Raw genomic sequence first — 23768 nt, forward strand, 5'->3', positions numbered from 1 at the left:
TAGAGTTTATTTAACCTTGCTTACTTCCAGGGATTTTCGTATTTAAGAATAATATGCTATATACCTTATGCTCATTAATTTGATTTACTGAGTACAATTACTGCAAAAAGACGTGTAAAATAAAATTTCAAACTAATTAATGCGCATTATGCATTAAATATTTCCAAATAAATAAGGTATACAATGAAAATATCCAAAATGAACAGAATGAACGCTTTAATGTTCGGTTTGACTGGTTTATTGGCTATAAGTAACTGTGCTTTCGCACAAAACTCATGTAAGGGCGGCGGAATGTCGGTTCGCTTTGACTTATCAAAAACGAACAATACAAGCATTGAAAATAAGAATACGTATATCGTAGTTTTGGGTATTGATCCTACAACAAACAAACATGCTTACGTGAAATTTAATGATGGAAATCAAGTGGGCACACTTGTTGATATTAATGATGCCAATATGAATGGGAAAGACTACGGTATTTCATTGTCAGAATTAATTCCCAGTTCAGGAGGAATAGCTCAAGCCTGCATTCCACATCTTACTTCTGGTAGAGTTTATATTTCTTTTGGAAATGCCTTGGATATGCCTACAGAAAAGAATACCCTGACTCCAAAACAACCTGATGTAAATAATCCCGAAACGACTACAAATGGAACGCTTTTTGATAAGGTTGAGTTTAATTACAGCACCAGTGATGAAACGGTTATTAACCCAACAGGAGTTGATTTTATTGCTATCCCCTATACGATTCAACAAGCGGGTCACGAGTATGGACATGCGGGCGGCCTAGATGGTGTCATTAAAAATATGAAAACCATTGTTTGTCGTGCTGCAGGTGAAACAATAAACTCTCCCGAATGCGCTCTACGATGGAACAATTCTGAATGGTCCAGTCTGGTGGTATATAATTCAGCAAATGTATTAATGCGAGTTGATGCTCCTGGAAGATTTGGTAATCGATTTAATGGATATTTTACAAACTATATCAATGAGCTTAGTAAATACTATTCTTCCGCTATCAATCGTTCCATTAAAATTGATTTAAGCGAATTGAATAAAGGTATCTGGTCAGGTACTTTTGAACCGAACACTCAAACATTAGTCTTTTCACCGGATGGGGGCTCAAGCTCTGAATCGTTGTCTTATAATCTAAGTTCACCACAAGCCAGCAATTCAATATTAATGGGAGCACAAGCACCTTTTTATAATCGAAACGCTGTAGATTCAACCATTGCGCGCGATCTGACCTCTGCTATTGTTTCGGGCATGTTGATGCGCAAAGAATCTGCCTTCATTGGTAAGGATTTCTTTGATTCACTAGGTAACCCGGTTTTCAAAAATAAACAACAAATGCAACAACTACTCAAATACTACTTTAACAATGTTGAAAATTCGGTGGATTACATTATCAATCAATGTGGTGCTACAAAAGATGCACCCTGCATCAATGTGTATTCTGAGGCCATGCATGCGTTGAGTTTCGATAAAAATATAGATCATCCACAAACTAGTTATTTAAATTCCTACGCTTTTTCCTATGATGATTTTCTAGGTATGGATGGCACCAATACTCAGACTGATGCAAAACCAGCGGTTATAGTGATCGGTGATATGAAGAATCGAAAGATTCCCCATGTGGATCTCTAATTAGAAACATAATTTACACTATGAACTTGCTGCAATTTCGAGTTAATGAAAATAATCTATACTTAAGGATTAGATTCAATCGATATTAAGAATGGATATCATGAAACAAACAGGGATGGTGCTGCAAGGAGGCGGTGCACTAGGAGCTTATGAGTTTGGCGCCTTAAAACGTCTCTATGAAGAGCCTCAATTTTCACTAGATATTGTTTCAGGGGTTTCTATAGGTGCTATTAATGCAATAGCCTTAGTTGGAGCCAAAGATGAGCCTATTGCAACTCTTGAAGCAATATGGAACGAATTTGCTCTTTTTTCTTCCCCTTTTCTGAATGATAAACTCGCTTCTTATTTAGCCTTATTCGGAAATCCGTCCTTTTTCTACCCGCGCACTGACTATTGGAATTTAGCCGATTGGACTTGCTTTTACCTCACCAAACCTTTGCAACAACTATTAGAAAAATACATTGATTTTAAAAAAGTAAATAACTCGTCTATGCGTCTAATTCTTACCGCAACCGATATTGCAACAGGAAAAGTCAAAACCTTTTCGAATCAAGGTAATGATCGAACAGAAATTACTCCACTGCATGTTTTAGCAAGCGGCAGTTTACCTCCTGGTTTCCCTATGACCACGATAAAAAACACCTGTTATTGGGATGGCGGCTTATTTGAAAACACACCGCTCTCCCCTGTTTTAGAGAGCCTTAATCCTGATCCTAGCGTAGAAAAGCAAATTATTGTAATTAATCTTTTCCCAAGCAAAGGCCAAATACCCAAAAATATGATTGATGTTTTTGACAGGATTTTTGAAATTCAATTTTCTAATAAGATCCGCTTTAATAAAGAATTAACGGAAAAAATTAATGAATATATCGAAGTAATCAATGAAATTGAACAGATTGTCCCCATTGATAGTCCTATCAAGCAATTGCCAGGGTATCAACGTCTAATAAACTATAAATACATTCAAAATATCCTTTATATTGAAAACAAAGATCCCGAGAATGTAAACGCCCCCTTTGATTTTTCTTCCGACACTCTCGGAAGGAGAATAGATGCAGGATATAGAGATGCCGGAAATGCTCTAAGAGTGTTCAATTCGCGAGTAAACACTGACAGGACTTACGAAAAATCTCAAGGTCGAGGCAAAAAATGTTTTTAATGAGGGAGTTTAGATAGACTAAATGACCGAATTAAAAACATTTTTTAACAAAGAGATTGGGGTTTTTCGTAAGTCCTGACTGATTAGAGGAGCGCATAATTGGGATAAGGTCCGCCTTTATAAAGAGAATGGCCAACCTGAAGTGAAAACTGGCCGCTTCTTAACATGTAGAGATAAAAAAATTTGAAGAATATCTCTATATAAACTAAATTTACCGTAAAGGAGCGAAAGTTATGTTGCCCATCCTTAAGGATTTACAGAATCAAAAAATAAAATGCATTACTGAGCCAAGGCAACTAATTTCGTATTCCTGTAATTATGGAGGCCCTTTTAACCCTCCAACCCTTATTGTCGAACCTGAAAGCAGGAATGATATTCTTAAAATTGTAAAACTTGCAAACACATATAAAATGCCTATAGCCGTAAAAGGCTTTGGTCATTCAACAGGTAACCAGCATGAAACTAATAAAGGAATTTTAATCAATATAAAAAAATTAAATCGTATTCACAGTTTAAAAAAGACTAAAAATGACATTTACTGCATAAATGCTGATTCTGGGGTAAGTTGGCGAAAATTAATTAACTACTGTTTAAATTATGGACTAATGCCCTATGTATTTACAGATTGGTTGGACTTATCACTCGGCGGAACAATATCTATGGGAGGTATTGGGAGTGCCTCTTTCCGTTATGGAATTCAATCTGATTATCTTGTTAAAGCGTCTATTGTTACAAAATTTGGACAGCATTATAGAATGGACAAGACCCATCACTCTGAATTGTTTAACGCAGCACGCGCAGGGTTAGGCCAATTTGGGATTATAACTAGCGTTGAAATGACCTTAAGAAAAAGCCCTACAAATTGTACGGTGTATAAACAAATTTACACCAATTTTGACACATTTTTTAAAGATAGTTTTGAGCTTATAGAGAAAACCAGAGTTGATGCAATAATTGCGCACTTTGAGTGTAACAAGAGTGAATTAATTAAACGGCGACTAGGGAGTGATTATAAAAAAATTTACCACAAAGACTTTTCTCGCTCTAAATGGCTAGCCATTTTAGAGGTTACAGAATTTTCTGCATCAAATTCATCCCCCCCTATATTTAAAGATTGCCTTAAAGAATCCTTTTCTATTAAAGATTATCTTTATAGAATTCCACCCATTTTAGATCCTGGTTTAGAAAAACAAGATTCTACTCATACTGAAGCTACTCTACTATTTCCCTATAATCAAAAATGCCTAGACTTGTTTTATACTTTGCTTAATCAACTAAGCTATGAGCAATTAGGATTTGGTACTATCCTATTTATTCCTCTGAAAAGCTCGGTAATAAAAAGCCCCTTTTTTATAAAGCCTCAATCAACTTATTGTTTTTTATTAGGTATTTTATCTCGAAATATGAATACACTTGCAAGCAAGCAATTTTCTTATCTGATCATGGATTTCTATAAAAAAGCGCTTGCACTTGGAGCATGTCGTTATCCTTGTGATTCTTTAAAAACCTTAAGTTGGCCAAATCATTATGGTTCTTGCTGGGAAGAATTCTTAAAGCTAAAAAAAACATTTGATCCGAATAATATTTATTCTCTAGGATTTTCAATTTATTAATAGATTTAAACGAGGAGATTGTATGGGCAGAAATAAACAAAGTTGTCTTACACTAGGAAATATGGATCACTACACCTTAATAGTTGAAGATGCAAAAAAAGTGGCTGATTTTCATGTAAATTACTTGGGCTTTAAGTACAAATATGAAAAACTTATTAATACCGGCACAGTTGTTGCTCCAGATTATGATATGACTAATTGTATCCTGCTGCTACCTCACAATAAAAAAATATTTTGTGTTGTGACACAGGGGATGAATGAGGACACAGTATTTCATAAATATTTAAAAAAATATGGTCCCGGAATTCATCATATAGCATTTAAAGTTAACGATATACAATCTGAGTGGGACTTTTGTGTAAACCATAAAATAGAGACGACTTCCAGTGAGATTATTCTTGATCCGATAAGTGGTTTAAAACAATTTTTTATTACAAAAAATTATGCTGGATATTTTATCGAATTAATAGAAAGGACACCGAATTCTGCAACCGAAGAAGAGGACTTTACTGAACAAAACATGAAAAGACTTGCAGATAGTATAAAAAAGGCGATTTAGAGGTGCCAATGGAAGTCGGTATAGAAATTCACAAACCAATGTCTAGATTGGTAAATTTTGTAGCCCAACAAAAAAACATGCCTCTATGGACTTGCCATCAATCTATAATTGCAACAAAACATGGTTATTATGAAATTCGCTCAAGGTCTCGTTATAGTTTAGATACTAAAATCAAGAAAATCGATGAGTCAACGGCCTGCATAATCTATAAATGGGTACATAGCACATATGAATATCAAGTTTGTATTTATATTACAAAGATAAATTTAAAAAAAAGCTATATTTATATGCATATGACAGATAAAAAATTTATTCCTGTTTTTAAATCTGAATTAAGAGTTTTAAAATCAATTTTAGAAAAAAAAGACTACCCAGAAAAACAAAGGGATTACTTGAAAATAAATAGACACCATATTCATATATATAAAACATTTTGAGAAAATAATTGAACCATTTTACAAGCCCCACCATGGATCACTTAATACTCACTTAATATTATTTTTGTATAATATGACTGTTTTTTATCTTGTTGTTTTGGTGTGTTCATGGTTTATTCAAAGCGTTTTTTTATCAACCCATCTATTGGAAAAATGATAGGTATCTATAAATCGATTAGTAAAGAATTTAAGAAAGATTTGTTACATATCGAATCAGCTTATAATGAAATTCTCCGCGATAACAAAAACAATTTTGATTTATTAAAAGAAAATGAAGAAATACAAAATAAAATTAATAATCTTCTTTCTAACTTTACTGGTTCTTTTATAAAAGATAGTCAATGTTTACTCAAAAATATTTATCAGTTACAGGTAAATATTCTGCAATTAAAAACAAAATTTATGCTACAACATATTTTATTCAATGATTGTAAATTTGATATTGAAGACTATAAATTAGCAGTGAATCTACATAACTCCCTCAAAGAATTCCATGATAATGTGCTCGCAATGAAATGGGATCAATCTGATAGTGATAGAACATTAAATTGCAAATATTTTGATTACGCACATTCTTTAGTTCGAGAACAATATGAAAAATTAGCAGTAGCATTTTCTATTGGCGATCCTTGGGAGAATTGGAGTTATGACGAAGAAGATGATTCAGATTCAGAAGAATTTAGGCTCGATTTAAGTCCTTAACCCTCAAATTTTGTTATGTGCCACCTACATTCCGTGCTTTATGCGCAGAATCCAAATTTAGTGTGTCTCTGTATCGATCCAGAACATAAAGCGGAAAGTAGGCGGAATTAAATGAAATATCAACATACTCTAGGAAAAACAAAAACATTCCGTGTCAAGCGAATTGTATTAGTATAGATTACTTAAACCAATTGAGCGTTTTAGAACGTCGTTACTCAATGAATCTATCCCCGGTAAGGTATCGATTCAAATTTATCAGGACTTACGAAAAAACCCCAATCTCTTCGTTAAAAAATGTTTTTAATTCGGTCATTTAGTCTATCTAAACTCCCTCAGTAAAAACATTTTTTGCCTCGACCTTGGGGTTTTCGCAAGCCATTTTTATACCCTTAAAAGGATAAAATTGAAATTATCCATTTTAGGGTATAGAATTAAAAATATCCCCAATAAGGTATCAATTTATCAGGAGCGTTTATGCTGATTCACTCACCTCTGGAGCTGGCCCTGTTGATAAAAAATCAACGAAAAAAACTAAACCTGAGCCAAGCTGAAGTTGCCGATTTAGTGGGTTTAAAGCAAAAAACTATTTCTGCAATCGAAAATAACCCAGAAAATATGAGGTTAAGTACTTTATTTAGGATATTATCCGCTCTGGATTTGGATTTAAAAACATCAACAAAAAGTAAATCCAATACAACAACCAATCAATGGAACGATGAATGGTAAAAAAAAATCAAATTCTTTATGTCTTAATGAATGGCATTTTGGTGGGAATGCTTGAGAAAATGTCTCAGGGGGGATTGAAATTTACTTATCATCAAGACTGGTTAAATCAAGCAGGAGCTCGCCCCATTTCATTATCTTTACCACTTATTGAGCAAACCTATACTGGTGATGTGGTATATAATTTTTTTGATAATTTGCTCCCTGATAACCAACAAATTCGTGCACGAATCCAAGCCCGTTTTCAAATAGCAACGAGCCAGCCCTTTGATTTACTTGCAGGGATTGGCAGAGATTGCGTGGGAGCCATTCAACTCATGACGGGGCCATTAACTGAATTTGAAAAAACAATTAAATTTAAACCATTAACAGAACAAAAAATTGCCTCTATTTTACGAAATTATCAAATAAATCCATTAGGCATGAGTCAAGAAGATGAGGATTTCCGGATTTCTATTGCTGGTGCACAAGAAAAAACTGCTTTTCTATATCATCAGAATCAATGGTGTGAACCACTTCAAGAGACACCCACCACACACATTTTTAAATTACCTATTGGCATGATTGCACACCAACAAATGGATTTACGAGATAGTTGTGAAAATGAATGGTTGTGCTCGCTACTCGCAAAAAGCTATGGACTGCCCACAGCCGATTGTGAAATTCTTCAATTTGAAGATATAAAAGTTTTATCAGTAGAACGTTTTGATCGCCGATTGTCTCGTGATAAAAGCTGGCTTATGCGATTACCTCAAGAAGATACATGTCAAGCATTAGGCGTTTCTTACAATATCAAATATCAATCAGATGGAGGTCCTGGTATTAAAGATATTATGAAGTTATTGCTCGGTTCAGCGAATTCGATTGCTGATCGTGATATGTTTTATCGCGCCCAGGTATTCTTCTGGCTTATTGCCGGAATTGATGGACATGCTAAAAATTTCAGTCTTTTTATTGAACCAGAAGGAAAATATAGACTCACACCTTTATACGACATCATGTCCGCCTATCCACTAATAAAGAACAACCAATTACAAATCCAGAAAATAAAAATGGCCATGGCTTTAAAAGGAAAAAATAATCATTACCATTGGCATACTTTGCAACGTCGACATTTTATAGACACTGCAAAAGATGCGAATTATTCTTCGGAACGAGCTGAACTCATTCTCAATGAAATGTTGGAACGAACGGATTCTGTTATTCAGGAAGTTGCAAAGCAATTACCATCCCAATTTCCGAGTCACATTTCCGAGTCAATATTTGAAGGATTACGAAAAACAAAACAAAAATTAGAATAACAATCAACTCGGACTGGATAAGGATTTTAGTGTTGTAATTCTAGAGTCTGTGAACATTTCATTTAATTCTGCCCTGGTGCTTTGATTAAAAAATTTTTCAGTTTATCACTAACAATTCTCTTGATAAATAAGAAATTATTAAAAAATTATACTTTTTTAATAATTGTCTACTATAGTTATTTTTAAATAATAAAAATAAATTAGGGGATATCATGTTACTTCGATGGAGCGCTGTAACCCTTTTGTTTTGCATACTGAATTCTCCATGTTTTGCAGAAGAAAAAGAAATTGCGATTACAATTGATGATTTACCCTTTGTTGGCTCTGGTGCTGCAACACCGGCAAGCTTGAAAAGAACCCAAGCCCGATTTATGGCTATAGTCAAAGCACTTGTTGACAATCAAGTCCCCGCTACTGGATTTGCAATTGGAGGTGCCATTCCGAAAAGTGAATGGGATCTTCTGGAAACATTCCGCAATCAAGGTTTTGCTCTAGGAAATCATACTTATACTCATAAAAGCTTGAATAGTATGAGCGCAGATAAATACATTGCTGATATCGATCATGCTGATACGGTTTTAGCCCCTGTAATGACAGAACCTAAATATTTTCGCTACCCATACCTCGCTGAAGGGACTGGGCAAAAGAAACAAAAAGTGTATGACTACCTGGCTGCCCATCAATATACTATCGCTCCCGTAACAATCGACAGTAAAGATTATGAGTTTAATGCTCGTTTCTACAAAATTCCTTATAGAAAAAGAGCTCAAAGTCTTCCAGCATTTAAAAAACGCTACCTGGCTTACATCTGGAAACAAACATTACTCGCAGAGCGAAGAGCAAAAAAAGTTGATGGCCAACCCGTAAAACAAATCTTATTAATCCACGCAAACCTTCTTAACAGTTTATGTTTAGAAGATATTATTGAATTATATAGAAAAAATGGATACAAATTCATAAGCTTGGCTGATGCTTTAAGAGACGATGCGGTTCAGCCATTGAATAGCAATACTGAAGCGTTAAATAGTGTTATACCACCGTTGCAAGGAAATTTGGAACAATCTACAGCAGATAAAAAATAACCATAACAGTTAATCTTATCGCATCCCGCATCCGCCCTTATGGACACCTTCTCCCCACAGGGGAGAAGGGAAATACGTAAGTTATAAAGAAAATACGCTCCACCCCCTCTCCCAACAAAGAGAAAGGAAATACTTAAGTTTCTCAAGAAAAGTATTCCCCTCTCCCATTATCGGGAGAGGGCTAGGGGTGAGGGTAATTATCCAGAAATCAACTTATTTTTTTCTAAACGAGATATCGCTTGCTTGGGCAGGAGAATCCAGTAATGGCCATGATTCTTCATATGTCCGGCGATTAAAGTTGCTTTATCGCCCCCCCCCCAAAAGACATCCCCGCGTACTTTACCGCGTATTGCTCCACCTGTATCTTGAGCGATCATCAAGCGTTGCATGGGCTTATTTTCGTTTGGGTTGTTGCTATCAGGGCGTGTAGTAGTTAACCAAAGAGGAGCTCCCATAGGTACCCATTGTTTATCAATAGCAAGCGAATAACCAGGAGTTAATGCCACACCTTGTGAACCTAAAGCAACCCCATAAGACATCTTATGGAAAAAAACAAAGGATTTATTTTGATTAATTATTTTATCCATCTGCTTGGGATGAGCTTCCAAATAACGCTTTATTGCCTGCATGGAGGCATTATCTTTAGTCATCACCCCTTTTTTAATCAATACTCCGGCAATTGCAGTATAAGGTTTTCCATTTTGGGAGTCATAACCTATATAAAGATTGCTGCCATCTTCAAGTTCAATCACTCCCGAGCCTTGAATTTCCAAAAACAAACGATCTATAGGGCTATTAATCCATACCAAAACACGTGCTTTACCTTTAAGTGCTCCATTATTAATTTCTTCACGAGTATAATAAGGAACCAGCTTTTTACCCTCTAACCGGCCTACAATACGGCGACTTTTTAGGTCGTTAAAAAATAGACCCAAATCAGAAGTCACAAGATCATCTGGTGTTTCATACAGAGGAACATGAAATTCTTTGGATTTTTTATAACTTCCTTTAATTGTAGGGACATAATAACCGGTAAATAATCCAGGTTTTTCCCCAATATCAGTGAACTCTACCGGAGTAAACCATTTTTCAAAAAATTGTTTTATTTCCTGTTCTGATGTAGGAGAAATTTTTAAAGCAGCTTTACAAGCCGGTTGCCAATCCTTTACTTGTAAATCTATATGATCCGTCCCGACAACTGCCTCCGGGTTTTGCTTGATAAAAGCACGGCATGATGTCTGAAAAGTCAGTAAGGATTTGTTTAAATCTGCTGATTTCCAACCAGGCAAACGTTCAAAATCAGCCTGTCTGAACATCTTTGAGGGCTGTTTTGCCGGCCAAAACCACCATGCCAAACTACTTAAGGCAATCAAGGCTAAAAAAAGTGTAATAGAGATAATTTTCGTTTTCATAGCGGACAATTTTTACACGTTATGGAATATTTTGCAACAAAGTATAGCAGAATTTAACCATTAAGTTCTTATTGAAAACTATTGGCAAGCAAAAAATTCTATTAATAAGAAATTGATTTTAAATAATATTTATGGAACTCACAAACAAAAAAATTCCATAAATATTCAATATAAAAAAATTTTAATAAATAGATGGTAAATACCGCCAACTACTCACTCCTAAAGAAATTGTGCGCTCCTTTGCAAGACAAGGGATCACTCTTCCCGCACTGATAAAGCGTACTTGCAATAGCGAGGCAGGAGCCCCATCTTCCATGGGTACTACCGTAATTCGTTGATGATGTGTTGCAGATTTTCGTCCTTTATACCGAACTACCAAACATGGAAACTCCCCCAAATCCTCAATGTAATACGTGTACTGGGTTAACCCACTCATCAAAGAACACCCTTTTTGATGAAGCAAATGATGTATCGCCTGATTTGCAGAATCTGAGTGAACCAAACAATCCTGATTGAATGCTTGATGTTGATGCATTAATTGCAAAGTTACATCCTCTAATTGATAAAAGTTCTGATGTAACATTTCTTGTTTATTAATTGCCTTATAATAGAGCAATACATGCTGCATTGAAGTCAATACCAGTAAACTGATCACACCAATAATAAGCAAGGTTACTAATAAAATAAAACCTTTATTTGTTTCCATCGTACGACTCATGATCCGCGCACCAAAACCCTAAGCTCATGCGTTTTGTTCTCATCCAAGCCCATACTAATTTCGAGAAACTGCTTCTCTTTTACGCGTCGATTTCGGGTATGCATGAAATGAATTAACGGAGTTATTTCTTCTGTATGGACCAACTGATAATGTAACGTATCCTCATGATTTGCATTGTTCTTAATGAACCATTTCTCCTCAAGATACTCACCAACATAAGGTGAGGTGTTATAGGAAAAATACAGAGGCTTGTTGAGAGTAATAAGTAAATGCTCACTTTGTGGTTCGATATCGAATATTTCTTGTATCTCAGCATGTTCACAATCTGCAATCAGTATTGGACGCCTTTTATGAAATATCACCGAATTCTGTACCAATATTCCTGTTGAATTTTGAATTTTAACTATTTTTGCAAAATGTTCATTCATGCGATTTATTTGAATGAATTGATTCGGATAATTACTAATATTCAATGCACGAATCTTGTTGTGATGATTTCGTCGATCAATAGTTTGCAGGCGATCCAACCCTAAACATGGCGTAAAACCTGCTCGTCTAATACTATCACTCAGCAAATCACTCACCCATTGCAAATCAAAACGCATTGCTAAAATTTTTTCTGTCTCAAGATATTGATGCTTACTTTCTAAATAAAGTTGGATTAATTCAGTCATAATCACGCTTGCCAAAAAAAGACTTATTAATACCTCGGTCAAACTGAGCCCCATCTGTTTTTTCATCTAATATGACCTATGGGATTGCGTTTACGAGTTATGGTTCCTAGTTGTTCAAACCATGCAAGATGAATCAGTACCTGGTGATGTTTTTGTTGTATTTCCAAATGATATGAAGCGGGAATTGGAGGAAGTTTTGAAACTCTGGCTACCAACGTTTCCTCAATTTGGTCAAGAAATTGAGAGCCTTGTGTTCGAAAAACCAGTTGATTTAATAATTGTTTGCTCTGCGACTGTTGCTGTAATAAAGCTAGAGTCAAAGTAGTTAGCAGTACTAAAGATACCAGTACTTCAGTAAGGGAAAATCCCTTTTGACAATTCATATTCCATTATCCTGTGGTTGGTTTGCAGGCACAGGTTAGCGCCCTGGAAATAAAAATTCAAGATCTGCATCACTGCATACAAACTATAAAAGTCTCTAAGCGGACCAAAATGATCTATATCTATCCCATTAGATTGTTATTAATCTTTAATGTGCTTAAAATGACGCCGGATACAAGTCTAGAAGAAATACAAACAAAATAATTAGGAAATCAAAGGGGACAAACGATGTATGCTTATTTCGCTAAAGGTGCAACTGTAGGTCAATTATTAACCCGTCGGGTTTTAAGAGAAATTACAAGTATTCCCGGGATAATTCTTGATCTTATATTTGCTTTGTTCTGGCTCCCTGATTATACCTCTTATTGGGATACAAATAGCGCATATATAGAATACGAGGATGGCACACGTCTCCATGGCGTGATGCGCGGTTTTTTTGGTTGGATAGGTGATATATTTGGCATTGCAATTGGTGCCCCTGTCGGAGCCATTATTGGTACTGCATTATTTTTTCCTGATTTACTATTCCGAGGATTTCTTTTTCTTAAAACGAAGCTGTATGATTCACTTGATGAGTTTGCTGTATTTATTGGCAAAACAACTTTTTTCGAAAACCTCAATGTTTATGAAGTACCAAGCAGTTATTCTCAAAAAGCATGGAATCTTGGCGTAGCTACTATAGGCATGGCATTAACTGCCATCCCTTATATTGCTGCAAAAGCACTTGAATTTTTCGTACCTTTTTTACCCTTATCTGCCCCTATTGCTTACATCGGTTCTGAACTTGGTGGCCTGGCAGGCTGGGCTATTGGAGCACTACTCTATATGCCAGCCTATTTACTAAATAGATGTACCGACTTAATTGAACTAGGCAGAAATACGATATTTAAGGGCGTTGCACTTGTTTATGCAAAATCAGGGGAAGCTCCTGTCGGTGCCCCTGGACATCGGTCGGACTGTTGCGTACCAGATAAAGCAGTTCATTCAGATGAATTTCTTGATCAAGTAGAACATTATAAGCGCACTTCATGGGCACAACTTATTTTTGGCCCATTAAAAGGACAAGCATCTTCTGCTAAGAAAGAAAAAGATTCTGGATCAAATAATGAACTTTTGGATCCCATCACATTCGAACATCTAGGAGTAAATGGAACGCCTACAGTTATTGATCCTCATGGTCATACATTTAATGATGATCAAGGAATTGGAGCCAAAGGTATTCGATTTTGGGTACGCCAAAACCATTCATGTCCCATTGATCGCCAGTATCTAACAGAATCCGATTTAATCCCCAATCGTGCCTTTGATGACTTGGCATCCCAAATGAATTTTTCTAAAAAATAATCTCATACCGGATGTTCATCATCCGGTGATTAATTAAATGATTTTTAACCTAATAGGCTCGTGACAGAATGCTAAAGCTTGGATAATATGATAAAAATTTTTAGTTAGGGAAAATTATGACGGTTAACTTTCAGCAATTACCTCATCCAGGCATACAATCTTTAATCCCTTATAAACCAGGCAAATCCATAGAAGAATTAGCTCGGGAAAAAAGGATTAGTGACCACGATATTATCAAAATGGCCAGCAACGAAAATCCTTTAGGCTGTAGTCCTTTAGCTTTGGCCGCTTTAAAAGAAATGTCCTCTCATACTCTGGCAACGTATCCCTCTCCCATGAATCATCCCCTAATTCCTAAACTGGCGCATAAACTCGAAATCGATACGGATCAGCTTTTTGTAAGTAATGGTTCAGATTATATATACACGATTCTATTAAACTGTTTCGCATTACATAATGACAAACACATCATCACCCACGAATATGCATTTAGCACCTATGCGATTCAAGCAAATACTTTAAATATCCCGGTTCATACCATTGGGGTTGATTCAAATTGGCATGTCAACGTAGATAAATTGATTCAAGCATGTACCCCCCAAACAGCTATAATTTTTCTAGCGAATCCGAATAATCCTACAGGCATACTTATTAGCCCGAAAGAAATAAAACGCCTGTTAGAAAATATTCCAGAAAGCACCTTATTGGTAGTTGATGAAGCTTATTATGAATATGCTGCGTCCCAATTAAACGAAAAAAGCATTGGATGGCTCGCCCATCATCCCAATTTAGTAATCACACGCACCTTTTCAAAAATATATGGATTAGCTGGCGTACGGCTAGGTTATGCGATGGCTCATCCCTCAATCATTGAACTCATGCGGCGTATACAACTACCATTTACCGTCAATCAAGTAGCCCTCACTACCGCCCATGCGGCTCTGGATGATGATGAATTTATTCAATTAAGTTTACGGACTAATGCCGAGGGAATGCTGCAAATGAAAGAAGCGTTAAATCAATTGGATATCAATTACCTACCCTCCGCATGCAATTTTCTGACTATTGACTGCAAGGAAGACGGCATGTCGCTCTATAACTATCTACTCGATAGAGGTATCATCGTTAGACCACTGCATCCATATAAGATGAACAATTACCTACGAGTCAGTATAGGAACCAAGGAGCAGAACAGCCGGTTTCTAGATACATTGAGTAATTATCAGAGTCTATTGACAATTCGCTAGATTGAGCCAAAATGGTGGGATTTTAGAGCACCGAAACGCAGCATAAATGAAGTAAGTGAGTAAGGAAATAAAATGACTAGTGACTTAAGCAGCAAACATTGCGAAGCATGTGAAGGCATAGGGGCTGCATTAAATGCAGAACAAATTAAAAATTTAATGCCTCAATTAAATAAAAATTGGGAAGTCAGCGCAGATAACCGAGTCATTAAGCGTAGTTTATCTTTTAACAATTTTTATGAAACAATGGCCTTTGTCAATGCTCTGGCATGGATAGCAAATATTGAAAATCATCATCCTGATTTAGAGGTAGGTTATAATTATTGTCACGTGAGTTTCATGACCCATGCACTTAATGGCTTAAGTCATAATGATTTTATTTGTGCGGCAAAAATGGATAAATTGTTAGCGGACTAAAAAATGAATATCCCGGGAACGGCAAAAAAGCGGAACCCGGGCTTGCTCTCTCACATACCCCCCCAAGCTCCTTGCTGCGAAATACTAATACTTCATCACCACTTGCTCATCACCCAAGAGATTGCTCAAAAGCTCAAGTAATTCATCACTGGGCATTACTTGCCATTGCGGTGCCAGACTCAACTGCGCTTTTGCATAATCATTGCTGTATGAAAACTGCACCGAGCAATGACCAACATGAGCGCTTAACAGGGACTTAATCGAAGCTAAAATCCCTTGGCTCCCGGCATGCAAGCGCAACTCCAGACATCGAGCAAATTTAGTGCGCGCTGTAGGGACATCGTAGAGAGAGTTTGCAGTCATTTTCACGCCGCCATTATAATCATCATGCGCTACTTCGCCTTCGATCACGAGCATATCTCCAGTCGCCAAGTTCGCAGCAGAAGACTCAAAAAGCTCTCCAAATACAACAACATCAAGTCGCGCCGTAGAATCATCCATACCCAGAATTACCAACTTCTTACCACGCTTGGTCACAATCTTACGAATTCCTACTATTTGCGCACATATTATGGCTTTTTTGTGCATAGAAGGATTTAGCTGACTGATTGAAACGATAAAATCACCAAACTCACGACGATATTGATCTGCTGGATGTCCGGTTAGATAAAAACCTAATACTTCCCGCTCCCCTTCCAGGCGTTGAGCCTCAGACCATGGTTTGCATGGTACATATTTATCATCATTGCTCTCGTCTTCCAATAATGAAAACAAATCAAACTGGCCACTGGATTGATTTTGATGCTCCTTTTCCGCCACTTTTAACGCTTTTTCCAAAGAAGCAGTCAATATGGCGCGTTCCACATTCCAATCATCAAAAGCACCACTTTTAATGGTTGCTTCCAATACACGTCGATTGACTTTACGCAGATCGAGACGTTGGCAAAAACTAAATAAGTCAGTATATATTCCTTTGGCACTCCGCTCTTCGGTAATGCAATCAATTGCGGATTCTCCCACGCCTTTTATCGCACCAAGACCATAAATAATGGTAGCATCATCGGCGGTAGTAAAATGATACATGGAGTGATTGATTGAAGGAGGCAGCACCTTCAATTTCATATGCGCACATTCATCAATAAAGGTGACTACTTTATCTGTATTATCCATATCTGATGACATTACTGCTGCCATAAATGCCGCCGGGTAATGTGCCTTTAACCAAGCAGTTTGATAAGCGACCAAGGCATAAGCTGCCGAATGCGATTTATTAAAACCATAGCCGGCAAATTTTTCCATTAAATCGAAAATATGAGTTGCAACTTTTTCATCAACGCCTCGGGCAGTTGCTCCCTCAGTAAAAATTTCTCGTTGTTTTGCCATTTCTTCTGGCTTTTTCTTTCCCATGGCGCGACGTAATAAATCAGCAGCCCCTAAAGTATAGTTTGCCAATACCTGAGCAATTTGCATCACCTGCTCTTGGTACAAGATAACGCCATAAGTTGGTTTTAAAATAGGTTCCAAATCAGGATGTGGATAGTCAACTGCAGCACGCCCATGCTTACGATCAATAAAATCATCCACCATTCCAGATTGTAAAGGTCCTGGTCTGAATAAAGCCACCAAAGCGATAATGTCTTCAAAGCAATCTGGTTGTAAGCGACCAATTAACTCCTTCATACCGCGGGATTCCAGCTGAAACACCGCTGTTGTCTTACACGCTTTTAATAAATCAAAAGTTGCTTCATCATCTGTGGGTATTTGACTGATATCAACTGGTGGTAGCCCTTCCGCAGCCATTTTCTTATTTACTGTGGCTAATGCCCAATCAATAATCGTTAGGGTGCGCAGTCCCAAGAAGTCAAATTTGACCAAACCTGCTGCCTCAACGTCATCTTTATCAAATTGGCTAACAATTTGATTGGAGCCCTCTTCACAATAAATAGCAGTAAAATCTGTAAGCTGTGATGGTGCAATCACTACCCCTCCAGCATGTTTTCCTGCATTACGGGTAATTCCCTCGAGCTTTAAGGCTAAATCAATCAGTTCTTTGACTTCTTCTTCCTCGGTATAACGACGTTTGAGCTCTTCTTCCTGTTCTAAAGCCTTGCTTAATGTGATTCCAATTTCAAAAGGAATTAATTTAGCTAGTTTGTCTACAAATCCATAAGGATGTCCTAAGACACGACCCACATCACGTACCACCGCTTTTGCAGCCATGGTGCCAAAGGTAATAATTTGTGAAACACTTTGTCTCCCGTATTTCTCCGCCACATAATCAATGACTCGATCGCGACCCTCCATACAAAAATCGATATCAAAGTCAGGCATGGATACCCGTTCTGGATTCAAAAAACGTTCGAAAAGTAATTCATACTCTAAGGGATCCAAATCAGTAATTTTTAGCGCATAGGCAACCAGTGATCCGGCTCCCGATCCTCGTCCAGGTCCAACAGGCACGCCATTATTTTTGGCCCATTGAATAAAATCAGCCACGATAAGGAAGTAACCAGCAAACCCCATGTTATTAATAACGTTTAACTCGATTTGCAAGCGTTTATCATATGCTTCTCGAGATGCCTGCAGCTCTTCAGGTGATTTGTTTTTAAATATTTGCAGTAAACGCTCTTCCAAACCCACTTGTGATAAATGAGATAAATACTCCTCAACAGTAGATCCATCCGGTATAGGGAAATTAGGTAGATAATTATTACCCAAGTTCAGTTTTACTGTGCAGCGCTTACTGATTTCAACAGTATTTTCTATTGCAGAGGGTAAATCAGAAAATAAAGCGACCATTTCATCAGCTGAGCGTAAGTACTGTTGTGCACTATACTTTTGCGTTCTTCTGGGATCTGCTAATGAATAGCCTTCATGAATGCAAACACGAGCTTCATGTGCTTCAAAATCTTCTTGATCAAGAAAACGTACATCATTGGTAGCGACTAACGGTAATTTCAACTCATCCGCTAATGAAATTAATTTTTCATTATAACGGGATTCATCGGGTCGTCCTGTACGTTGAATTTCCAAATAAAAACGATTGGGAAACAGTGATTGCCAATATAATGCTCGGCTTTTGGCCAAAGCATCATCATTGGCTAATAAAGCCTGTCCAATATCACCAAAACGTCCACCTGATAAAGCAATAAGCCCCGCTGAATATTCTTGAATCCACTTATTTTGTACTCTAGGTTGCCCTTGATACTGCCCTTCCTGGTACGCTTTAGAAACAAGACAGGTTAAATTTTTATACCCTTCCGAATTAAGGCATAGAAGAACTATAGAAGAAACTCGCTCTGGCTGTTCAGGGTCATGACACGGTAAATCACTTCCAATAATAGGCTTAATTCCCGCATCAACTGCACTTTTATAATGCTTCACTGCTGCAAACAAATTGCAATGATCAGTTATCGCAACGGCACACATTCCTCGAGAAGGCAAAGCCTTCATTAATGGCTTAACCCGAACCAAACCATCAACCAAAGAAAATTCAGTGTGAACACGTAAATGGACAAAACGTTGTTGCATAAGGAAATTAACTCATTAAGCTTAATTGATGAACTTTAACCTAAATCAAGAGTTTTGCATACCTGCATCATCACGATAAACAAGAGCCTATAACATTGGATACCCGGCTACTTTTTATATCAAATATGTGATTGATGTGGGTCAAAAGCATCCCTGACCGCATCTGCGAATAAGTTAATTGCTAAAACTAACAAAAACATAAAAACAAACGCCGCCAGCATAGGCCACCAAATCACGGGATTGCGTGCTAACTCAAAACGTGCACTGTTAATCATGTTTCCCCAACTAATGGTCATGGGAGAAACGCCTACCCCTACATAAGAAAGTAATGCCTCAGCCATGACTAGAAAACTAAAATCCAAAACCAGGGTAATTACCACAATATGCATCACATTTGGTAATAAATGTTTGCGAATAATGGTAAACCAATTAGACCCTAAGGCACGTGCCGCTTGCACATAATCCACTTCACGCAACTTCAAAGTCTCTGCACGCAAAAGCCGACATAAGCTAGTCCAACTCGTCACCCCTAAAATGAAACAAAGCGCTAACAAACGTGCATCTGCGCTCTGAGCCAAAGTCGTAAACTGCTCGGGGTGATTGGCGATATACACTTGCAAAGATAAAACTGAGGCGGTAATTAATAAAACGCCGGGTATCGAACTTAAAGTAGTGTAAGCATACTGGATCAGATCATCTGCAAAACCACCAAAATACCCCGCAACAACCCCCAAAAATAAAGCCAAAGGCAACATAAATAAGGTGGTTAAAAGACCAATGACCAAACCCGTGCGGATACTTTTAATTGTAAAGTAAAAAATATCTTGCCCAATTTGTCCTGTACCCAATACATGAAATACTCTCGAAAGCTCATATCCAAGCACAACAAAAAATGTAAGGACAGCAACAGTAATTATGGTACTTAAGCTTGTAGCACTTAAAGCAAAATGAGGTTTTAATCGCCTGCTAAAACGAATAAAAATCAGCGCCATTCCAATAAAAAGTGCTGTTAATATACTGCATTTCAATGCAGTTCCAATTGTACTCTTTATAACCTTATTTTTTTCTGCTTCGGTTTTTACCCATTGCGCAGGATAAATTAATGATGGATAAGTTTGTTTAACAACACCATTCACTAAGGTGGATTCACTGATAAACTGCGTTAAGGCTAATGGGGCCGAATAGGTTTTTTCGGAAATCTGATCGATTGGAGCCAAAATCCGGTCCAACACAGTAGTTGCCGGTTCTGATTCATTACGTACAGAGGTAACATGAATCGAATCCAAAACCCCAATAATAATAAAAAATAATAAGATAATGCCTGCACTAACAGCTATGGGTTTATGCAAAATTATGGAAAAGGAACGTCTTATATGCTGCTTACGCAAGCTTGATAAAATAACCAATATGCTTAAGGCCAATAAGGTGAGAAAGCATTTATCAGTCCATAGAAACTCAAAAGTCATTTTTTCTTCTCAACTAATCTCATCAATTTCGTAACCTGGGTGCAACACAGTGAAATGCGGGATTTATGGATTTGAATAAATTGCTCAATCCGAACTCCGCCCCTACCCAGACATTTTTTAAGATAACCTCACTCGGGGATCGGCCACCATGTAAGAGATATCAGTTAATACCAAGCCAACAATGTAAAGAATTGAACCCAAGAACACCATAGCCCTCACAATAGCAAAATCTTGTTGTTGAATCGCATCAATCGTATAACTACCCAAGCCTGGCACCCCAAAGAAGGACTCCAGGATTAAACTGCCCATAAATAATGAAGGAATGAGCACTACGATGCCGGTTAATATTGGAAGCATTGCATTTTTCAATACATGTTTAAACATCACTTTTTGCTCAGATAGCCCCTTAGCTCTGGCCGTTTTAACATAGTCTTTGTGCATTTCCTCCAAAAACAACGTGCGATACCAACGACCACCGGCTCCTAAACCGCTAAGAACTGCAACGGTAATTGGCAAAATAACAAACTTCAATGCTTCAAAACCACCGTCGTACCCTGAAATGGGCACAAGACGCAATAATTTCCCAAAAAGATATTGGCCACCAATAATATAAAATAAACTGGATATCGACATTAAAATAATACACAGCACCACGCCAGTTAAATCAAGGTAAGTTCCTCTAAAAAAAGCCATGGCCATAGCCACAATAATATTAGCAACAATATCCAGTAATAAAACTGGGAATGCAATTGAAAGACTGGGCCACATTCTATAGGTAATATCCTCACTGATATCTCGTCCAGAATCAGAGACACCAAAGTCAAAAGTAAAGAGTTTCATTGATTTTTGAAAAAACAATGTCGCTTGTATTTTGTGGATCCCTGTTTTTTGTTCATTATAAAATAAGGGTAAATTATAACCATGTGCTGTTTTCCAATCATCGATCACTTGCTGCTCGACATGTTTCTGCCCTAAATGCATCCGCGCAATGTCATCAGGTGTATTCACCATAAAAAATAAAATAAAGGTAATGAGATTAATTCCAAGAAGAATAGGAATCGAATAAGCCAATCGACGGAATAAATATTTGATCATGATATAAGCTTCCTTTCTGCTGGTTTTCTCTCTTTCTTGTAATATGCAACTACCAAAGGAAGAACTAGGATTAGATTAAGCACAAACAACATACCCAATGGCCAAAATACAGGTTGGTTCCAGATTAATCTCAATTTATTGCGTTCCGGCACATTGACAGCAATATATTTTAAAGTTGCAGAAAGCATAGTATTGGGTTTAACGTGTGAAACCCAGTCCTGGGATAAAACAAGCTCTTCAGGATGTATCCCCCAAATCCATGGTGCATCACTTCGAACAATCTGAAGCATCTCATCAATAATCTGCTGTCTTTGTTCATCATTTTTCCTATTTTTCATTAAATTAAAGAGGCGATCAAATTCAGGATTTTGATAATTTGCAGCATTTTCACCACTAAACTTCACCTTGCCATTGGCACCATACAATTGAAATAAAAAGTTTTCAGGATCTGGATAATCTGCCACCCACCCCCAACTAAAGATTTGTGTATCGCCAGTGCGCATTTTTTCCTGAAAACGATTATATAAGGTTGCACGTACATTCAAATCAATGCCTATCTGGGCAAATTGTTTACGCATCCAATCAAATAATGATTTGTCCTGAGGGGCACCTGATGTCGTCACATCATAATGTAAAATTAAATGATTTCCAGTAGCCGGATCAACTCCATCAGGATAGCCAGCTTCAACCATAAGTTTTTTGGCGTCGCTTATGGGGCGTCGTTCTACCTCTCCATTCTTCCATTCATAAACATAAGGATTAATTCCATCTTTACCGTCCTTATAGCCAAAAATTCCGGGAGGAATCGGTCCTTGAGCAGCAATACCTCGGCCATTGTGAAAAATTGCTATATTTTCATCATAGTTTACCGCGATTGAAATTGCTCTTCTTAACTTGCGCGCACGCTCACTGGATCCACCTACTACTTTGTCTAGCATATTAAAGCCCATATAGTATGTAGTAGGTTGTAATTCTTCCGTGAGATACATATGTTTTTTTTGCATCTCGGGTGATAGTTCAGCATTTCCATATCGATTCGTATGGATAGCCTGATCAAAACTGTCCGCACCCACTACCGAATTATCATAGTAACCTTGCAAGAATTTATTCCATCGAGGAATAGATTCTTTTTCAAGAGTAAAAACTGCTTTTTCAATTAAAGGTAAACGTTTGCCTGCATTATCCAAATATCCTAATTTCCTATCTTCATCAGAACCTATACTTGGATAATACTCTTCGCGAAAATTTGGATTTTTTTGTAATACCATGCTTCGATTGGGATTGTTTTTAATTAACATAAAAGGACCAGTACCTACCGGAAACCAACTTAAAGTAATGTTATTGTCCAACATGCCCGGTTGAGAATAAAAAAAATCAGCTTCCCATGGAACTGGTGAAAAAAAACTCATAGCCAACCAAAATAGAAATTGGGTGTATTCTCCCTTTAATGTGATCTCAAACGAATAATCATCTATTTTTTTAAGACCTTTTAGAGGATATTTACGCAGATCAATGTATTTATTATCTTTAGGTAATGTCTGTCCATATTCAGCAAAACCTACAATATAGTCATTCATTAAACCATAAATAGGGGAACTTAATTGAGGATTGGCCAAGCGCTTTATTTGGTAAATATAATCATCAACAATCAATTCTCGTGTGCCAGTATGCTTAAAATCTGATAATTGATTAATACCTTCGTCATCTAAATATTCAGGAGTTACATGATGATAAAGGTACGCACCTTTATTGTCCTTAGCAAACGCCGGATGAGGTTGGTAATAAATTCCTTTTTTAATATTTACTGTATAAACGCTAAAAGCAGGTGTTTGCTGACTGTTTTCAGATAATGGATTTCCTTGTGCATCAAGGTATCTTAACTGGGGCATTTGTGTGGCTATTAATGGAATTAATTGATATGGCCTTTGTAAATAATCATACTGCAACAAAGGTTCATATATTTGAGCAACAAAAATAGACTCATTTGATGAATAAGAGAGCGCTGGATCCAGAGTTTTAGGTTGCTCAGAAAATGATGAATAATAAATATTTTCTTTCGATTGCTCTTGAGGATATGGATTATTTAAAACCCAGGACCAAGCATAAGCGAAGCTAAAATTTTTTAAAAGCAGAACAATCAGAACTATTCGCTGTATACGATTCAAAAAAATATCCTTATCTAAAGCCGCCTCAAGGAACGACCAATTAGTACCAAAAAAATCTTCTCTTAATATGAGAGAGTGAAATGAGCGTCATAATCAAT

The 23768-nt window shown here is 37.0% G+C and carries 20 protein-coding genes; 12 read left to right on the forward strand and 8 right to left on the reverse strand.

The window, feature by feature from the left end:
- Nucleotides 1–207: 207 nt before the first annotated feature.
- The 9 genes from ELY20_RS09285 to ELY20_RS09325 all read left to right on the forward strand — a co-directional run bounded on the left by ELY20_RS09285 (nucleotide 208) and on the right by ELY20_RS09325 (nucleotide 9223).
- On the forward strand, nucleotides 208–1647 hold the full coding sequence (locus tag ELY20_RS09285) for a beta-1,3-glucanase family protein (RefSeq protein WP_233590546.1): 1440 nt from the start codon (nucleotides 208–210) through the stop codon (nucleotides 1645–1647).
- Nucleotides 1648–1747: 100 nt separating this feature from the next.
- Nucleotides 1748–2806 carry a patatin-like phospholipase family protein gene (locus ELY20_RS09290; protein WP_110142493.1) on the forward strand — a complete coding sequence of 353 codons (1059 nt, stop codon included), beginning with the start codon at nucleotides 1748–1750 and terminating at the stop codon, nucleotides 2804–2806.
- 233 nt (nucleotides 2807–3039) lie between these two features.
- Nucleotides 3040–4419 carry an FAD-binding oxidoreductase gene (locus ELY20_RS09295; protein WP_110142426.1) on the forward strand — a complete coding sequence of 460 codons (1380 nt, stop codon included), beginning with the start codon at nucleotides 3040–3042 and terminating at the stop codon, nucleotides 4417–4419.
- 22 nt (nucleotides 4420–4441) lie between these two features.
- Nucleotides 4442–4978, forward strand: a complete 537-nt coding sequence (locus ELY20_RS09300; RefSeq protein WP_110142427.1) for a VOC family protein — start codon at nucleotides 4442–4444, stop codon at nucleotides 4976–4978.
- 8 nt (nucleotides 4979–4986) lie between these two features.
- Entirely contained in the window at nucleotides 4987–5415 is a 429-nt protein-coding gene (locus ELY20_RS09305; protein ID WP_126955395.1) for a hypothetical protein, read from the forward strand.
- A gap of 108 nt (nucleotides 5416–5523) precedes the next feature.
- The gene (locus ELY20_RS09310; protein WP_110142429.1) at nucleotides 5524–6117 is read left to right on the forward strand and encodes a hypothetical protein; all 594 of its coding nucleotides are present in this window, start codon (nucleotides 5524–5526) and stop codon (nucleotides 6115–6117) included.
- A 474-nt stretch (nucleotides 6118–6591) separates the two neighbouring features.
- Nucleotides 6592–6843 (forward strand): helix-turn-helix domain-containing protein, encoded by a 252-nt coding sequence (locus ELY20_RS09315; protein WP_110142430.1) that lies wholly within the window; start codon nucleotides 6592–6594, stop codon nucleotides 6841–6843.
- Nucleotides 6837–8141, forward strand: a complete 1305-nt coding sequence (locus ELY20_RS09320) for a type II toxin-antitoxin system HipA family toxin (protein WP_110142431.1) — start codon at nucleotides 6837–6839, stop codon at nucleotides 8139–8141. The genes ELY20_RS09315 and ELY20_RS09320 overlap by 7 nt, the downstream gene beginning before the upstream one ends.
- Nucleotides 8142–8353: 212 nt before the next feature.
- A complete protein-coding gene (locus ELY20_RS09325) occupies nucleotides 8354–9223 on the forward strand; it encodes a polysaccharide deacetylase family protein (protein ID WP_110142432.1) in 870 nt (289 codons plus the stop codon).
- Between the two features lie 197 nt (nucleotides 9224–9420).
- Here ELY20_RS09325 and mltA read toward each other — a convergent pair whose 3' ends face one another.
- The 4 genes from mltA to ELY20_RS09345 all read right to left on the reverse strand — a co-directional run bounded on the left by mltA (nucleotide 9421) and on the right by ELY20_RS09345 (nucleotide 12410).
- Nucleotides 9421–10635: a murein transglycosylase A gene (gene mltA, locus ELY20_RS09330; RefSeq protein WP_126955396.1), complete on the reverse strand. Its 1215-nt coding sequence runs from the start codon at nucleotides 10633–10635 to the stop codon at nucleotides 9421–9423.
- A gap of 181 nt (nucleotides 10636–10816) precedes the next feature.
- Nucleotides 10817–11353, reverse strand: coding sequence for a type II secretion system protein (locus ELY20_RS09335; protein ID WP_233590547.1), 537 nt, complete (start codon nucleotides 11351–11353; stop codon nucleotides 10817–10819).
- A complete protein-coding gene (locus ELY20_RS09340; protein ID WP_110142434.1) occupies nucleotides 11350–12093 on the reverse strand; it encodes a PilW family protein in 744 nt (247 codons plus the stop codon). The genes ELY20_RS09335 and ELY20_RS09340 overlap by 4 nt, the downstream gene beginning before the upstream one ends.
- On the reverse strand, nucleotides 12090–12410 hold the full coding sequence (locus tag ELY20_RS09345; RefSeq protein ID WP_110142435.1) for a prepilin-type N-terminal cleavage/methylation domain-containing protein: 321 nt from the start codon (nucleotides 12408–12410) through the stop codon (nucleotides 12090–12092). Before ELY20_RS09345 ends, ELY20_RS09340 begins: the two co-directional genes overlap by 4 nt.
- A 226-nt stretch (nucleotides 12411–12636) precedes the next feature.
- Between ELY20_RS09345 and ELY20_RS09350 the strand changes: the two genes are divergently transcribed.
- From ELY20_RS09350 to ELY20_RS09360, 3 genes are all read left to right on the forward strand, one after another.
- Nucleotides 12637–13752 carry an RING finger protein gene (locus tag ELY20_RS09350; protein ID WP_110142436.1) on the forward strand — a complete coding sequence of 372 codons (1116 nt, stop codon included), beginning with the start codon at nucleotides 12637–12639 and terminating at the stop codon, nucleotides 13750–13752.
- 116 nt (nucleotides 13753–13868) lie between these two features.
- Nucleotides 13869–14999 (forward strand): histidinol-phosphate transaminase, encoded by a 1131-nt coding sequence (gene hisC / locus ELY20_RS09355; protein ID WP_110142437.1) that lies wholly within the window; start codon nucleotides 13869–13871, stop codon nucleotides 14997–14999.
- Between the two features lie 72 nt (nucleotides 15000–15071).
- On the forward strand, nucleotides 15072–15413 hold the full coding sequence (locus ELY20_RS09360) for a 4a-hydroxytetrahydrobiopterin dehydratase (RefSeq protein ID WP_110142438.1): 342 nt from the start codon (nucleotides 15072–15074) through the stop codon (nucleotides 15411–15413).
- 84 nt (nucleotides 15414–15497) lie between these two features.
- Here the strand turns inward: ELY20_RS09360 and dnaE are convergent, their stop codons facing one another.
- The 4 genes from dnaE to ELY20_RS09380 all read right to left on the reverse strand — a co-directional run bounded on the left by dnaE (nucleotide 15498) and on the right by ELY20_RS09380 (nucleotide 23670).
- A complete protein-coding gene (gene dnaE / locus ELY20_RS09365; protein ID WP_110142439.1) occupies nucleotides 15498–18944 on the reverse strand; it encodes a DNA polymerase III subunit alpha in 3447 nt (1148 codons plus the stop codon).
- A gap of 119 nt (nucleotides 18945–19063) precedes the next feature.
- Nucleotides 19064–20410, reverse strand: coding sequence for an ABC transporter permease (locus ELY20_RS09370; protein WP_110142440.1), 1347 nt, complete (start codon nucleotides 20408–20410; stop codon nucleotides 19064–19066).
- 117 nt (nucleotides 20411–20527) lie between these two features.
- Nucleotides 20528–21505 (reverse strand): ABC transporter permease, encoded by a 978-nt coding sequence (locus tag ELY20_RS09375; protein ID WP_110142441.1) that lies wholly within the window; start codon nucleotides 21503–21505, stop codon nucleotides 20528–20530.
- A complete protein-coding gene (locus ELY20_RS09380; protein WP_110142442.1) occupies nucleotides 21502–23670 on the reverse strand; it encodes an ABC transporter substrate-binding protein in 2169 nt (722 codons plus the stop codon). The genes ELY20_RS09375 and ELY20_RS09380 overlap by 4 nt, the downstream gene beginning before the upstream one ends.
- Between the last annotated feature and the right edge of the window lie 98 nt (nucleotides 23671–23768).

The organism is Legionella qingyii (assembly GCF_003990155.1).
Taxonomy (GTDB): Bacteria; Pseudomonadota; Gammaproteobacteria; order Legionellales; family Legionellaceae; genus Legionella; species Legionella qingyii.

Excerpts from the sequence above, each read along its gene's own strand:
- ELY20_RS09285 (WP_233590546.1), top strand. The coding sequence starts at position 208 with ATGAACGCTTTAATGTTCGGTTTGACTGGTTTATTGGCTATAAGTAAC.
- ELY20_RS09290 (WP_110142493.1), top strand. The coding sequence starts at position 1,748 with ATGAAACAAACAGGGATGGTGCTGCAAGGAGGCGGTGCACTAGGAGCT.
- ELY20_RS09295 (WP_110142426.1), top strand. The coding sequence starts at position 3,040 with ATGTTGCCCATCCTTAAGGATTTACAGAATCAAAAAATAAAATGCATT.
- ELY20_RS09300 (WP_110142427.1), top strand. The coding sequence starts at position 4,442 with ATGGGCAGAAATAAACAAAGTTGTCTTACACTAGGAAATATGGATCAC.
- ELY20_RS09305 (WP_126955395.1), top strand. The coding sequence starts at position 4,987 with ATGGAAGTCGGTATAGAAATTCACAAACCAATGTCTAGATTGGTAAAT.
- ELY20_RS09310 (WP_110142429.1), top strand. The coding sequence starts at position 5,524 with ATGGTTTATTCAAAGCGTTTTTTTATCAACCCATCTATTGGAAAAATG.
- ELY20_RS09315 (WP_110142430.1), top strand. The coding sequence starts at position 6,592 with ATGCTGATTCACTCACCTCTGGAGCTGGCCCTGTTGATAAAAAATCAA.
- ELY20_RS09320 (WP_110142431.1), top strand. The coding sequence starts at position 6,837 with ATGGTAAAAAAAAATCAAATTCTTTATGTCTTAATGAATGGCATTTTG.
- ELY20_RS09325 (WP_110142432.1), top strand. The coding sequence starts at position 8,354 with ATGTTACTTCGATGGAGCGCTGTAACCCTTTTGTTTTGCATACTGAAT.
- mltA (WP_126955396.1), bottom strand. The coding sequence starts at position 10,635 with ATGAAAACGAAAATTATCTCTATTACACTTTTTTTAGCCTTGATTGCC.
- ELY20_RS09335 (WP_233590547.1), bottom strand. The coding sequence starts at position 11,353 with ATGAGTCGTACGATGGAAACAAATAAAGGTTTTATTTTATTAGTAACC.
- ELY20_RS09340 (WP_110142434.1), bottom strand. The coding sequence starts at position 12,093 with ATGAAAAAACAGATGGGGCTCAGTTTGACCGAGGTATTAATAAGTCTT.
- ELY20_RS09345 (WP_110142435.1), bottom strand. The coding sequence starts at position 12,410 with ATGAATTGTCAAAAGGGATTTTCCCTTACTGAAGTACTGGTATCTTTA.
- ELY20_RS09350 (WP_110142436.1), top strand. The coding sequence starts at position 12,637 with ATGTATGCTTATTTCGCTAAAGGTGCAACTGTAGGTCAATTATTAACC.
- hisC (WP_110142437.1), top strand. The coding sequence starts at position 13,869 with ATGACGGTTAACTTTCAGCAATTACCTCATCCAGGCATACAATCTTTA.
- ELY20_RS09360 (WP_110142438.1), top strand. The coding sequence starts at position 15,072 with ATGACTAGTGACTTAAGCAGCAAACATTGCGAAGCATGTGAAGGCATA.
- dnaE (WP_110142439.1), bottom strand. The coding sequence starts at position 18,944 with ATGCAACAACGTTTTGTCCATTTACGTGTTCACACTGAATTTTCTTTG.
- ELY20_RS09370 (WP_110142440.1), bottom strand. The coding sequence starts at position 20,410 with ATGACTTTTGAGTTTCTATGGACTGATAAATGCTTTCTCACCTTATTG.
- ELY20_RS09375 (WP_110142441.1), bottom strand. The coding sequence starts at position 21,505 with ATGATCAAATATTTATTCCGTCGATTGGCTTATTCGATTCCTATTCTT.